The 13636-nt window shown below is 70.7% G+C and carries 13 protein-coding genes; 6 read left to right on the forward strand and 7 right to left on the reverse strand.

All coding sequences use genetic code 11. The annotated features are described in order from the left end of the window. The first annotated feature begins 32 nt into the window (after positions 1-32). Genes LXT13_RS15790 through selD form a run of 5 tightly spaced genes read left to right on the forward strand, consistent with a single transcriptional unit; the run spans position 33 to position 4663 of the window. Positions 33-707, forward strand: a complete 675-nt coding sequence (locus LXT13_RS15790; protein ID WP_233372925.1) for a hypothetical protein — start codon at positions 33-35, stop codon at positions 705-707. Next, on the forward strand, positions 704-1435 hold the full coding sequence (locus LXT13_RS15795; protein ID WP_233372926.1) for a hypothetical protein: 732 nt from the start codon (positions 704-706) through the stop codon (positions 1433-1435). Before LXT13_RS15790 ends, LXT13_RS15795 begins: the two co-directional genes overlap by 4 nt. Next, positions 1432-1833 carry a hypothetical protein gene (locus LXT13_RS15800; protein ID WP_233372927.1) on the forward strand — a complete coding sequence of 134 codons (402 nt, stop codon included), beginning with the start codon at positions 1432-1434 and terminating at the stop codon, positions 1831-1833. Before LXT13_RS15795 ends, LXT13_RS15800 begins: the two co-directional genes overlap by 4 nt. Further along, on the forward strand, positions 1830-3641 hold the full coding sequence (locus LXT13_RS15805; protein ID WP_233372928.1) for a secretin N-terminal domain-containing protein: 1812 nt from the start codon (positions 1830-1832) through the stop codon (positions 3639-3641). Before LXT13_RS15800 ends, LXT13_RS15805 begins: the two co-directional genes overlap by 4 nt. Further along, entirely contained in the window at positions 3638-4663 is a 1026-nt protein-coding gene (selD, locus tag LXT13_RS15810; protein WP_233372929.1) for a selenide, water dikinase SelD, read from the forward strand. The genes LXT13_RS15805 and selD overlap by 4 nt, the downstream gene beginning before the upstream one ends. Here selD and LXT13_RS15815 read toward each other — a convergent pair. From LXT13_RS15815 to LXT13_RS15845, 7 genes are all read right to left on the reverse strand, one after another. Then, entirely contained in the window at positions 4650-6500 is a 1851-nt protein-coding gene (locus LXT13_RS15815) for a right-handed parallel beta-helix repeat-containing protein (protein WP_233372930.1), read from the reverse strand. The genes selD and LXT13_RS15815 overlap by 14 nt on opposite strands. Positions 6501-6577: 77 nt before the next feature. Then, the gene (locus tag LXT13_RS15820) at positions 6578-7459 is read right to left on the reverse strand and encodes a DMT family transporter (RefSeq protein WP_233372931.1); all 882 of its coding nucleotides are present in this window, start codon (positions 7457-7459) and stop codon (positions 6578-6580) included. After that, complete coding sequence (locus LXT13_RS15825) at positions 7456-7947, reverse strand: methylated-DNA--[protein]-cysteine S-methyltransferase (RefSeq protein WP_233372932.1); 492 nt, start codon at positions 7945-7947, stop codon at positions 7456-7458. The genes LXT13_RS15820 and LXT13_RS15825 overlap by 4 nt, the downstream gene beginning before the upstream one ends. Next, positions 7944-9383 (reverse strand): Ada metal-binding domain-containing protein, encoded by a 1440-nt coding sequence (locus tag LXT13_RS15830; protein WP_233372933.1) that lies wholly within the window; start codon positions 9381-9383, stop codon positions 7944-7946. Before LXT13_RS15830 ends, LXT13_RS15825 begins: the two co-directional genes overlap by 4 nt. A 73-nt stretch (positions 9384-9456) precedes the next feature. After that, positions 9457-10185 (reverse strand): substrate-binding periplasmic protein, encoded by a 729-nt coding sequence (locus LXT13_RS15835; protein ID WP_233372934.1) that lies wholly within the window; start codon positions 10183-10185, stop codon positions 9457-9459. A gap of 26 nt (positions 10186-10211) precedes the next feature. Then, a complete protein-coding gene (locus tag LXT13_RS15840; protein WP_233372935.1) occupies positions 10212-10967 on the reverse strand; it encodes a LytR/AlgR family response regulator transcription factor in 756 nt (251 codons plus the stop codon). 3 nt (positions 10968-10970) lie between these two features. Continuing rightward, positions 10971-12101: a sensor histidine kinase gene (locus tag LXT13_RS15845; protein ID WP_233372936.1), complete on the reverse strand. Its 1131-nt coding sequence runs from the start codon at positions 12099-12101 to the stop codon at positions 10971-10973. A gap of 136 nt (positions 12102-12237) precedes the next feature. Here LXT13_RS15845 and LXT13_RS15850 point away from each other — a divergent pair, with 136 nt between their 5' ends. After that, the gene (locus tag LXT13_RS15850; RefSeq protein ID WP_233372937.1) at positions 12238-13635 is read left to right on the forward strand and encodes a phosphomannomutase/phosphoglucomutase; all 1398 of its coding nucleotides are present in this window, start codon (positions 12238-12240) and stop codon (positions 13633-13635) included. Position 13636: the final 1 nt, after the last annotated feature.

Below are 13636 nucleotides of genomic sequence, written 5' to 3' on the forward strand. Positions count from 1 at the left end.
CTCGCCCGCACCGGGCAGCCAGGTCTGCGCTGATGGCCCAGCAGATCAATCTCCTCACGCCCATCCTGCTGACGCCCAGGCGCCACTTCTCGGCGCTCATGCTGCTGCAGGCCGCCGGCGTGCTGTTGGTGGCGGGTGTTGCGCTCGCGGCATGGCTGCAGCAGCGCGACCGCGCGGCCGAGCGCGATCACCAGCAGTTGCTGGCACGGCTCGCCGCGGAGCGGCAGTCGTTGGCCGTCGCGCGCGCCAACCTGCCCGCACCGCAGGACGCCGCAGCGCTGCAGCAGCAGGTCCTGGCCCTGGAAGCCGGCAATGCCGAGCGCGCCGCGTTGCTGCAGGCGCTGAGCGGGCACGCGGGCCGGCCCGGCCAGCGCCACTCCGACCTGCTCGACCTGCTCGCACGCAGCCTGCCGGCCCCGGCCTGGCTCGGCGAGCTGCGCTACACGCCTGGCCACGTGGAAATGGTGGGCGGCACGCTGGACACCGACGTGCTGCGCCCGTGGCTGGCGCAACTGGCAGCGCAACCGCTGCTGGCCGGTCAGGAGCTGTCGGCGCTTCGCGTGGAGCGGCTCGGTACGCCGACGGCCGAGGCCGGCAATCCGCCGCTGCTGGAAAACGGTGCCGCGCTGTCCGCCAGCGGCCTGCCGGTCTGGGCTTTCCGCGTCGTCAGCGAACCGGCCAGGCCGGCCTCGGGGGTACCGCGATGAGCACCCCAACCTCCATCCACACGGCGCCGCTGCGCCGGCAGCTCGCGCCGCTAAAGGCTCGCTGGCAGCGCCAGGCCCGCCGCATCGACGCGCTGAGCCTGCGCGAGCGGGCCATCATGTTCCTCGGCATCGTTGCGGTGCTGGCCGCGCTCTTCGACACACTGGTGCTGACGCCGCTGTCCGCGCGCGCCCGCCAGCGTGGCGAGGCCGCGCAGCAGCAGGCCGCCGAAGTGGCCCAGCTGCGCGAGCAGTTCGTCGCCGACAGCCGCAACCACGGCGACCCAGGCGATGCGCTGCGCCGCCGCCTCGACACGGCCCGGGCCACGCGCGAGCGGCTGGACGCCGAGCTGCGTGCCGCCGGCTCGGCCGACGAAGGTGACGGGCTGCCCACCGTGCTGCAGCGGCTGCTGGCCCGCCAGCCCGGCCTCGTGCTGGAACGGCTGCGCCTGCTGGCCGACACGCCCGTCGCCTCGACATCCGGCGCCATGCCTGGCCCCGCGTCGGCCATGGCCGCCAGCGTGCGCACGACCACCGACATGCCAGCCCTGGCCTGGCAAGGCGTGGAGCTGCAGGTGCAGGGCCGCTATGGCGACCTGCAGCACTACGTGCAGGCGCTGGAGCGCCAGCTGCCTGGCCTTCGCTGGGGCGAAATGCGCCTGACCGCCGGCAGCGGCGACGAGCCGCCCCGCCTCACCGCGCAGGTCCACCTGTTGAAAGTGCAGCCATGAGACCACCTGCAGGGCGCCCGCCGAGGCTGTCGCCCGTCATCGCGACGCTGCTGCTCGCCGCCCTGCCGGCCACGGCCCAGCAGACCGCCCGCGACCCGACCGCGCTGCCGCCGTCGCTGCGCAGCGCGATGGCGGCAGCGGCAGCTTCCGCGCCGGCCGGCGCCAACGCAGCAGACACCGCCATCCGGCAGGTCGTTTTCGTACAGGGCCGCGGCTACGTCGTGCAGCGCGGCCGGCGCTACGGCGTAGGCGAGCTGCTGGACGGCGCTCGCATCGAGCGCGTCACCGAGCAGGCCGTCTGGCTGCGCGAGGGCGGCCAGCTGCGCCGTGAACCGCTGTATGGCGGCGTAGAGAAACGCCCGCCCGCCGCCAAGACATCCAAGGAGAAGCAGCCATGAAGGCTCCCGTCCCCCAGGCAGCGCCAGTGGCATCGCCGCTGGCGCTGTGGCTGCAGCCCTGGCTGCTCGGCGCCACGGCGCTGCTGGCCGGCTGTGCCGACCGGCCGCTGCAGGTGGCACAACCCAGCCAGTCGATGCGCGAGGCGCTGCAGGCCCAGCGCGCCGCCCCGGTCCCGCCGGCCGCAGCCTCTGCACCGGAGGCCGTGGCCCTGCCAGTGCCGGCACCCGCACCGGCGCTGCCGCCTGAGCCGCGCTTCGACCTCATCGTCAACGGCGCCAATGCGCGCGACGTGTTTCTGTCCCTCGTCAGCGACACGCGCTACAGCATGCTGGTGCATCCGGCCGTGTCGGGCACGCTGTCCGTCACGCTCAAGGGCGTCACGCTGCGCGAATCGCTGGAGGCGATCCGCGAGGTCTACGGCTTCGACTACGCGATCGACGGGCGCCGCGTCACCGTGTTCCCGCCCACGCTGCAGACGCGCGTGTTCACGATCAATGCGCTGGCCCTGCAGCGCAGCGGACGCAGCGAGGTGCGCGTGAGCTCCGGCGCCGCGCCGGTCAGCAGCCAGAACGGCAGCGGCAACACGCCGGCAGCGGCGGGCACCACCGGCGGCAGCAACACGGTGCTGCAGCAGGAAAGCAGCCAGCTCAGCACCAAAGTCGCCAATGACTTCTGGGCCGAGACGGCCACCGCCCTGGCGGCACTGGTGGGCAACGGCGAGGGCCGCACCGTCATCACGAGCCCGCAGACGGGCACGGTTGCCGTCCGCGCGATGCCCGAGGAGCTGCGCCATGTCGAAGCCTGGCTCAAGGCCACGCGCATGGCGGTGGAGCGCCAGGTCATGCTGGAGGCCAAGATCGTCGAGGTCGAGTTGCGCGAGGGCTACCAGAGCGGCATCGACTGGTCCAACATCGGCAGCCGCGGCGTCGTCGGCCAGACGAGCGTGAACCCGTCCATCCCGAGTGGCGTCAACAGCATCGTCAACCCGCTGGTGAGCAACAGCCGCGGTTTCCCGACGCTGTCCACCGGCACGCAGCAGCCCTCCTGGTCGGACCTCATCCCCGTGCCGTCCGCCGGCGGCGGAACGCTGGGTCTGGCGCTCACGCGTGGCGGCTTCCAGGCGCTGCTGAGCTTCATCGAGAGCCATGGCGACACGCAGATCCTGTCCAGCCCGCGTATCGCCACGCTGAACAACCAGAAGGCCGTGCTGAAGGTCGGCACCGACGACTACTTCATCACCGGCATCAGCGGCAGCAACAGCAACAACGCCACCAGCAGCACCGGCACGACAGGCACCACCAACCAGATCCCGACGCTGACACTGACGCCCTTCTTCAGTGGCATTGCGCTGGACGTGACGCCGCAGATCGACGCGGCCGATACCATCACGCTGCACATCCATCCGTCGGTGTCCAACGTGACCGAGAAGGTCAAGCAGGTGGACCTCGGCGCCATCGGCAACTTCCGCCTGCCGCTGGCCAGTGCCAGCGTCAACGAGACCGACACCGTCGTGCGCATCCCCGACGGCCACATCGTCGCCATCGGCGGGCTGATGCAGATGGAGGCGTCGCGCCGCGGCTCGGGCGTGCCGGGCGCCGACGGCAATCCGCTGACCTCCATGCTGTTCGGCAACCGCGCCAACAGCGGCCGCAAGCGCGAGCTGGTGGTGCTGATCAAGCCCAGCATCATCCGCAGTGCGGAGGACTGGGAGCAGCACAACCGGCTCGTCAGCGAGTCGCTTGAAGACACCGAAAATCGCTCCCGTCGCGTCATCCGTGTGAACGCGGCTGAACCCAACACGAAATGACTGAACCCCGACTGACTTCCCTCTCCCACGGCGGCGGCTGCGGCTGCAAGATCGCGCCGGGCGTGCTGTCTGAAATCCTGCGCGCCAGCGGCGCGGCCAGCGTCGTGCCGCCGGAGCTGCTGGTGGGCATCGAGACGTCCGACGACGCCGCCGTCTACCGGCTCAACGACGAGCAGGCGCTGATCGCGACGACGGATTTCTTCATGCCCATCGTCGACGACCCGTTCGACTTCGGCCGCATCGCCGCGACGAACGCGATCAGCGATGTCTACGCGATGGGCGGTCGGCCCATCCTGGCGCTGGCCCTCGTCGGCATGCCGGTGGCGCAGCTGTCAACGCAGACCATCGGCCGCATCCTCGCCGGCGGCCAGGCGGTGTGCGCGGCGGCAGGCATTCCGGTGGCCGGTGGGCACACGATCGACTCGGTCGAGCCTATCTACGGCCTCGTCGCGCTGGGCCTCGTGAACCCGGGCCGCGTCAAGCGCAACGCCGGCGCGCAGCCGGGCGATGTGCTCGTCCTGGGCAAGCCGCTGGGCGTAGGCATCTACTCAGCCGCGCTGAAGAAGGGCGCGCTGGACGACGCCGGCTATGCGCAGCTGATCGCCAGCACGACGAAGCTCAACACGCCCGGTGCGGCGCTGGCCGCGCTGGACGGCGTGCATGCGCTGACGGACGTGACCGGCTTCGGCCTTGCCGGCCATGCGCTGGAGATGGCGCGCGGCAGCGGCATGAAAGTGTCCATCGACTGGGCACGTGTGCCGCTGCTGCCCGGCGTGCGGGCGCTGGCGGAGCGAGGCTTCATCACCGGCGCTTCGGGCCGCAACTGGGCCAGCTACGGCAGCGACGTCGACACCGCACTGGCCGACGTCGACCGCGCGCTGCTGTGCGACCCACAGACCAGCGGCGGCCTGCTGGTGGCCTGCGCGCCGGACGCGCTGGACGCGGTCATGCAGGCCTTCGCGGGCTTCGACGCTGCCGTCATCGGCCGCGTCAAATCCGGCAGCGGCCTCAGCGTGGGCTGACGGCCGGCAATGCGCCGGGCAGGTGGCGAGCTTCCGGCCAGCCCAGCAGCCGGCGCAGTTCCGGCGAGACAGGCAGCGGCTGCACGCCGTCCGGCACGCGGGCCAGTTCGAAGCGGCGCAGCTCGACGCTGCGGAAGACGGTGCCGTCATCGCCGATGAACGCGCGACCCACGGCCTCGACGCCTGGCACGCCCTGGCGGAACTCCTCCAGCGTCGCGTACGTCGCCTGGCAGGCACTGCCGGTGACGGGCGCCCAGCTCACCAGCGGCTGGCCGGTGCCGGCACGCAGGTAGACGTTGCCGTCCACGCGCGTGGACGGCGCCTGCGTGACCTGGCCGCAGGTGACGGGGGCCTGCTCGAAGCGCAGCAGCGGGCCCTTGACGCTGGCATCAGCCACCAGCAGGTTGCCCTCGAAGACATGGCCCACGCGCTCGTTGACGTCCGGCCCGGTCTGCGGATGCCAGCCGAAGTGGTCGCCCTGCGCGCTGCGCTCGTTGCGATCGATCAGCACCTGCGAGTTGACGAACGTGTTGTGCAGCACCTTGGCGCCCGCGCTGTTGAGGATGCGCACGCCCTGCTGGTTGTTGACGAACACATTGCCGGCGACGGTGATGCCTTTGCTGATCTCGAAGAACAGCCCGGCCATCGCGCCCTCGACGTAGTTGTTGACGAAGACGCCGTCGATGTTGCCCACGTCGTACCAGACGCCGTTGGAGTACGGCTGCTCGACGATGAGGTTGTCGCGCACCGTCACGCGGTAGCTCTGGTTGAAGATCTTCACGGCCGATGGGTAGTAGCCGGTGAGCTTCTCGACGTTGTTGCGGCGGATCAGGTTGCGCTCCAGCAGCGCGTCGGACGAGCCGATGACGTAGATGCCTTCCGTGCCCGTGTCGCTGATGAGCGAGTTGCGGATGACGAGCTTGTCGCCACGGAAGTAGCCGGCCACGCGCGAGCAGTGGCTGATGGTCACGTTCTCCAGCAGCGTGCCGACGACCTCCTTGCCATGCGCGCTCTCGGGCGACGGGCCGACCGGGTCATCAGTGGGCTCCTCCGAGACGGGCGTCGACGGCTTCTTGCCCTCGATGTCGATGGCGCGGTAGGCGTACTGCGTGAACGTCAGGCCGCGCAGCTGCGGACCGATGCGGTCCGGCGCCTTGCCGTTAACCGGCCGCGACGGCCGGTGCAGCGCGATGTCGTGCGCCGTGATCTCGACGGTGCGGCCGGCCGGGTTCACGCCGATGTAGACGTAGCCCTTGTCGTAGTCGACGTAGAAGCTCTTGCCGCCAGCCAGTTCACCCTCCCAGCCCGCCGAGGCTAGCGCTTCGCCGTCGACGAACACCATGTCGTTGTTGAAGCGGTGCAGCGGTGTCTTCGTGCCTTCAAGCTTGCGCTGCCACCAGCCGAGCGGCCCGGCCGGGAACAGCGTGGCCCATTTCGTGCGCCAGACGCCATGAGGCAGCGCCTCCCAGTCGGCGGCCACGCGCGTGCCCTTGAGCACCGGCTTCTCGTCCAGGTAGGGCTGGATGGCGATGCCCTGGTTCAGCTCAAGCCCACCGGTGCGGTAGGTGCCGCCGCGCATGACGATGACGTCGCCGGTGACGACGCGGGCGATGGCCGCCTCGATCGTCGTCGGCGCATTCAGCTGCGTGCCGGCCGCGTCGGCCTGGCCGTCGGGCGCGACGTAGTAGACATGGGCCGCCTTGGGCACGGCATAGCGTTGCGGCACGGGGCCGTAGGGACCGCCGGACGGCTGTGCAGTGGCGGGGCCGGCGAGCCAGGGCGCGGCCAGCAAGCCGAGGGCAGCGGCCCAGCGGCGGATTCGGAAGGGGGTGGTCAATGCAGTCTCCGTTACTTTCACCGCGCCGGCCACCCAGAAGGTAGCGCTACCAGCCGCGGGGCCCGCACGCTACCACGTCACCGCGGCCGCGGGCCGACCACCCCCAGCGCCAGCGCAATGCCCACCAGCACGACGGCGCCGCCGGCCACCATCTGCGCCGTGACGCCCTCGCCCAGGAACAGCGCGCCCCACAGCATCGCGAACAGCGGGATGAGGAAGGTCACCGACACCGCATTCGTCGGCCCCACGCGGCTCATCAACCGGAAGTACAGGACGTAGGCCAGCGCCGTGCACAGCCCCGCAAGCGCGACCGCGCTGCCCCAGGCGATGCCGCCGGGCAGCGCCGCCGGCCGCAGCCAAAGTGCCGGCACCGCGAGCAGCAGCGCCGCCGCGATCTGGCTGCCGGCGGCCACGGCCAGCGGCGGCACGCCACCGAGCATCCGTTTTGTCGCGTTGGCCGCGATGCCGTAGCACAGCGTCGCCATGGCGCAGGCCAGCACGGCCCAGAAACCGCCGTGGTCTGCGCCCGGCTTGAAGCTGGCCTTGTCCCACGCCAGGAACGCCACGCCGGCAAAGCCGATGACGAGGCCTGCAACCCGCCACCGCGTCAAGCCCTGGCGCAGCCAGACGAAGGCGACGACGGCCGTCCACAGCGGCGTCGTCGCATTGACAATGCTGGACAGCCCCGCCGTGATGGCCAGCGCCGCGAATGAGAACAGCGCGAACGGGATGGCGCTGTTCAGCGCCCCCACCAGCAGCAGCCCGCGCCAGTGCGTGCGCAGCACGGCCAGCTGGCCGCGGCGGGCAAGCAGCGGCAGCAGCATCAGGCTGGCCAGGCTGACACGCACGGCAGCCAGTGGCACCGGGCCAAAGTCCGGCGCGCCAAGACGCATGAACAGGAAGGACGCACCCCACAGCGCCGCCAGCAGCGTCAACTCGGCCAGGTCGAAGGCCTTCATGCCGCGCCGCCCTCCAGCGCCAGCAGCGCCTGCTTGCGCGCCAGCCCGCCGGCATAGCCGGTCAGCGAGCCGTCGGCGCCGATGACACGGTGGCAGGGAATGAGGATGGAGATCGGGTTGCGGCCCACGGCCGCGCCGAGCGCCCGAGCCCCCTGCGCGCGGCCAAGCCGCTCGGCTAGGCGGCCGTAGGTGGCCGGCGTGCCGGGCGGGATGTCGAGCAGCGCCTGCCACACCGCGCGCTGGAACGCCGTGCCGGCCGGGTCCAACGGCGGCAATGTGAACGACTGTCCGCCGAAGTAGGCGGCCAGCGCGTCGGCCGTGGCGGCCAGCACCGGGTCGGCGCCGTCGTCCACGGGCACGTCCAGCGGGCCGGGGTGGTGCTTCTGGTCGTCGAACCACAGGCCGGACAGGCCCGTGGCACTACGCGCTGCCGTCAACGGCCCCAGCGGCGTGGCGATACGGCGTTGCAGCCGGTGATGCAGGGTCATGCGTGTCTCCAGAGATGCAGCACGGCGTAGCTGCGGAAGGGCCGGTAGCGCTCCGCGGCCTCCAGGTAGGCCTTGGGCGAGAGGGGCCCGCCGGCACCGAGTGCCTTGCGCAGCACCACGTCGCCGGGCGGGAAGGCATCGGGCCAGCTCCAGCCACGCATCAGCATGTAGCTGGCTGTCCACGGGCCGATGCCGGGGATCTGCGTGAGCGCCTCCGCGGCCGCCTCCGGCGGGCCCTCGCGCCGGGCAAACGACAGCTGCGGCCAGGCCTGCGCCAGCGCGACGAGGCTGTCGGCGCGGCGGCCGATGATGCCGAGCGACGCGATCTCGTCCCGCGTCGCGGCGGCGATGCGCTCGGGCGTTGGGAACAGCCGGCCGCAGCCTTCGGGCGCCTCGGCCAGCGGCTCGCCGAACCGCTCGACGAAGCGGCCCGCCAGGGTGCGCGCCGCGGCTACCGTCACCTGCTGGCCCAGCACGGCGCGCACGGCTAGCTCGAAGCGATCCAGGCAGCCCGGTAGCCGCTGGCCAGGCACGGCACCGTCGCCCAGCGCGGCGGTGATGGCGGCAGGGTCGGCGTCCAGGTCCAGCCAGCGGCGCACCAGCGGAAGCAGCGAGCCCACTGCCGGCCACAGCTCTGGTGACAGCGACACACCCGCCTCGCCCGGCTTGTCGAAATCCACGCGCAGCCAGCCGGCATGGCGCCGGCCCGCATGCACCAGCGCCACGGTCCGCGTGATAGCGCCCTGCTCCACCCGCTCGACGCCGGCCACGGCCCGCGGCGCCAGGAAGTCCAGCACGCCGGCCGCGTCGTAGGGCTCTCGGTAGCCCAGCCGCAAACGAGATGCCGGCGGCGCGGTGCTGCCCTCGCGGCGCAGCGCCGTGGGTTGCAGGCGGTAGTGCTCCAGGAAGGCCGCGTTGAAGCGGCGCAGGCTGGCGAAGCCGGCCGCAAACGCAACCTCCTGGACGGCCAGCGTGCTGTCGGTCAGCAGGGCCTTGGCCAGCAGCAGGCGCCGTGTCTGCAAATATTGCAATGGCGATACGCCATGCTCTGCCTGAAAGATGCGCCGCAGGTGGCGGCTCGTGATGCCCAGGTGCCTCGCCAGGTCCTCGACGCTGGCGTCGGCGTCGTCGCAGGAGTCCAGCCACGCGGCGGCCTGCTGGGCCAGCGTCCGCGAGGCGTCCATCGTCGTCCACGGCAATGCGCGCGGCGCGAGCTCCGGCCGGCACTTCATGCAGGGGCGAAAGCGCTCGGCCTCGGCCTGCGCGGCGGTCGCGAAGAAGCGGCAGTTCTCACGCCGCGGTAGACGCACGCGGCAGACGGGGCGGCAGTAGATGCCGGTCGACGTGACGCCCACGTAGAGCCGGCCGTCGAAGCGTGCGTCATGCGCCTGCAGCGCGGCGTAGGCGGCGTCGGGTGGGAGGGTGTCGATCAGCATGCCGCCAGTCTAGGCAGCGCCCCTGCCAGGTTCTGGCAGTTTTCGGACATGCCGCTGCCGGGCACCCAATCGTTCAGTGCAGGTAGCGGCGGCGGAGCTGAGCGACGGTGCCGTCGCTCTCGAGCTGCCGGTAGGCCGTGATCCATCGCTCCGCCTCGTCGGCGGCCAGGTCTCGCGACGCGGCCATGTAGAGCGTTGCGCCGCCGAGCGTCGTGTGCAGCATGAAGCGGTTGCGCGGCTGACCGTAGTCGTCCATGGCCGCCTCGAGCATCGGCGTCCCGGCATAGACGGCGTCCAGCATGCCGTGATGCAGGCGCCGCAGCAGATCCCGGTAGTCCTTGCCCTCGACGATGTTAACGAAGCCGGCTACGCGCAGGTTGGTCGTGAGCAGCGAGCCGCGCAGCACGCCGACACGCAGCTGGCGCAGCGCCGGCAGATCGAGCTGCTTGGCGCCCGCCCGGCCATAGATGCCGAAGCGCACCGGCATCAGCGGCAGCAGCCACTGGAAGCGGGTCTCGCGGTCCGGCGTGCGGGCCAGCGGAAAGATGCCGATGTCGGGCCCCTGCTCCGCCATGCGCACGGCGCGAGCCCAGGGCACGTATTGCACCTCGATCGACCGCCCCAGCCGCGCCGCCATGGCCATCGCTAGGTCATGCGCATAGCCGCGCGGTCGATCGTCGCCGGCGGAAGCGAAGGGCGGCAGGTCGCCGGCCACCCATTGCAGGCCCGGCTCGGCCTGCGCGCCGGCGCCCAGCAGCGCGGCTACGGCCAAGACCAGCATGCGGCGGAGCGACGGAGCCATGGGCGCCGACTCTAGCGCCCCCAGGTTCACATGGCCTTGAACAAATGCACATAGGCGCGGCTGACCGGCAGCTCGCGTGACTGGCCCCTGACGCGCACGAACAGCCGGCTCTGCTCGTCGCGCCGTGTGCCGGCCAGATGGTCCAGGTTGATGATCGTGGAGCGGTGCACCTGCCAGAAGCGGTCGGGATCCAGCTGGCCGGCCAGCTCGAAGATCGGCGTGCGGATCAGGTGCTCGGCCGTCGTCGTCTGCACGATGGTGTACTTGTCGTCGGCGTGGAAAAACAGCACATCGTCCACCGGCACCTGGTGCATCAGCTCGCCCTGGCCGGCGCGGATGTAGCGCAAGCGGACCGGCGCCTGGGCGGCGGCCGGCAGCAGGCGCTTGAGCGTCTCGGCCAGCGCGCTGTCGGCCGTCGTGGACACCTCGCGCAGCCGCTGCACGCAGGCGGCCAGACGCTCGGCCTTCAGAGGCTTGAGCAAGTAATCCACCGCGCGGGCCTCGAAGGCGTCAACGGCGTACTGGTCGTACGCGGTGACGAAGACCACACGCGTCCCCCCCTCGATGCCCTGCGCCACTTCCAATCCGGTGAGGCCCGGCATCTGGATGTCGAGGAAAGCGATGTCGGGCTGCAGCGTGGCAATGGCCTCGGCGGCCTCGATGCCGTTGACGGCGACCTTGACGATCTGCAGCTCCGGCCAGGCCTGCGCGAGCTGGGCCTTGAGGTATTGCGCGAGGTGCGGTTCGTCGTCGGCGATGAGGGCGGTCGTTGGGGTCTTCATGGGTCAGGCGGAAGCGGGGTGGGGAATCTGAATGCGAGCAAGCGTGCCGCCGCCGTCGCGCGGCAGCAGTTCGAGGCCGGCGGTCGGGCCGAAACGGGCGGTCAGCCGCTCGCGGATGTTGCCAAGCGCGATGCCGTTGCCGCCGCGGCGCCTGGGGCCGTCCAGCCCCTGGCCGTCGTCGGCCACCTCGATCCACAGGCGGCCGTCGGCTGTACGGGCGCTGACCGAGACCGTGCCGCCGGCAATCGTCGGCTCCAGCCCGTGATGGATGGCGTTCTCCACCAGTGGCTGCACCAGCAGCGGCGGCACGGCCAGCGCGCCGAGCTCCGCGGGCAGCGACATCGCCACGCGCAAGCGGTCGCCCATGCGCAGCTGCATGAGCCCGAGGTAGGCTTCCAGCATCGCGAACTCCTGGGCCAGCGTCGTCGCCTCGCCGCGCATCTGGCCGAGGCTGGCGCGCAGGTAGTCGGTGAAGCGCTCCAGCATCAGTTTTGCGCGTGCGGGGTCGAAGTCGATGAGGCTCTGCACGTTGGCCAGCGTGTTGAACAGGAAGTGCGGCTCGATCTGGCCCTGCAGCAGCTTGAGTTGCGCCTCAGTGACGCGGGCCTGCAGCTGCTCGCGGTGCAGCCGGGCGCGATAGCGCAGCATCATCGCGCCGGAGACGAGCGCCGAGATCAGCAGGAACTGGCGCCAGAACTCCGCGCGGCCCAGCAGGCGGGGCAGCGGTTCGGTCATTTTCCAGACCGTCTCGACCAGACTCAAGCCGACGACGACGCCCAGCAGGGCCAGCACGATGGAGAACGACGCGAAGAACAGGCCGTAGCGCCAGTCGCGCAAGCCATTGAGGACATCCAGCCACCGCTGCGGCGCGAACCGCTCCAGCCCGCGGTAACCAACGTACTGGCAAAGCGTCACGCAGGCGCTGACCAGCAGGTTGGCGGGCAGTTGGGCATGCCACCACGCCGCGGTGCCGAGGTTACCGGCCTGGATGCCGCCGAACACGGCAAAGGACAGGCCGAACGCCAGCATCCACGCAGCGTAGATCACCACGCGGACGTGCAGGCGGTCGGGGCGCTGCTTCATCAGCGTCCTGCGGCGACGCAAGGCCTGGGTCAACTCTTCTTTGAAGCTCATGGCCGGCGAGTGTAGGAAGCGTCGGCGGCATGCCCCTTGCATGAGTGACGGATCGACGGCGCGGCCGACGGATGGACAGCCCAGGGGGCTGCCTACAATCCGCCGCGATTTTCAAACCCAGCTTTCGAGGGCATCCATGCAGGTTCACGCTTCCATCTTCAAGGCCTACGACATCCGTGGCGTCGTCGGCCAGACCTTGAACGAGGAGCTCGCCGAGCACCTGGGCCGCGCCTTCGGCACCGAGGCCAAGGCGTTGGGCGAGAAGGCCGTGGCTGTCGGCCGCGATGGCCGCCTGTCGGGCCCGGGCCTTGGCGCCGCGCTGATCCGCGGCATCGCCTCCACCGGCCTCGACGTCGTGGACATCGGCGCCGTGACGACGCCCATGCTCTATTACGTCGCTGCCACGCGCGGCAAGCATGGCTGCACGTCGGGCATCCAGGTCACCGGCAGCCACAACCCGAAGGACTACAACGGCTTCAAGATGGTGCTGCAGGGCGCCGCCGTCTACGGCGAGCAGATCCAGGGCCTGCGCCGCCGCATCGAAGCCGAGGACTACGCCACCGGCAAGGGCCGCGTGGGCCAGATGGACATCGTGCCCGAGTACGCTGCCCGCATCGTCAAGGACTGCAAGCTGTCGCGCCCGATGAAGATCGTCGTCGACAGCGGCAACGGCATCCCCGGTGCCTCCGCCCCAGCCATCCTGCGCGCACTCGGCTGCGAGGTCATCGACATCTTCTCCAAGGTCGACGGCGACTTCCCCAACCACCACCCCGATCCGTCCCGCCCCGAGAATCTGGAAGACCTCAAGCGCATCGTCCACGCGACCGACGCCGAATTGGGCCTGGCCTTCGACGGCGACGGCGACCGCCTCGGCATCGTCACGAAGGACGGCGAGATGATCATGCCGGACCGCCAGATCATGCTGATCGCGGCGGACATCCTCAAGCGCCAGCCTGGCGCTGAGATCATCTTCGATGTCAAGTGCACACAGCGCCTGGCGCCGTGGATCAAGGAGCACGGCGGCAAGCCGCTGATGTGGATGACGGGCCACTCGCTCGCCAAGGCCAAGCTGAAGGAAACCGGTGCGCCACTGGCCGGCGAGCTGTCGGGCCATATCTTCTTCGCCGAGCGCTGGTACGGCTTCGACGACGCGATGTACACCGCCGGCCGCATGTTGGAGATCCTGTCCCGCTTCGCAGACCCGAGCGCCACGCTGCAGGCGCTGCCCAACAGTTTCAACACGCCCGAGATCAACGTGCCGTGCGCCGAAGGCGAGCACCATGAGGTCGTCAAGCAGCTTAAGGCGCTCGTCGGCCTGAAGGACTTGCCCGGCGCGCTGGAGATCAACACCATCGACGGCATGCGCTTCGAGTACGCCGACGGCTTCGGCCTGATCCGCCCGTCCAACACGACACCGGTGCTGGTGCTGCGCTTCGAGGGCCATACGCCCGAGGCGCTGGAGCGCATCCAGCACGACGTGCTGGCCCAGCTCAAGCGCGTGAAGCCCGACGCGACCTTCGCCGCCGGCCACTGAG

Origin of the sequence: Pelomonas cellulosilytica (assembly GCF_021353265.1) — a bacterium.
In the GTDB taxonomy this organism is placed as follows: domain Bacteria; phylum Pseudomonadota; class Gammaproteobacteria; order Burkholderiales; family Burkholderiaceae_C; genus Pelomonas; species Pelomonas cellulosilytica.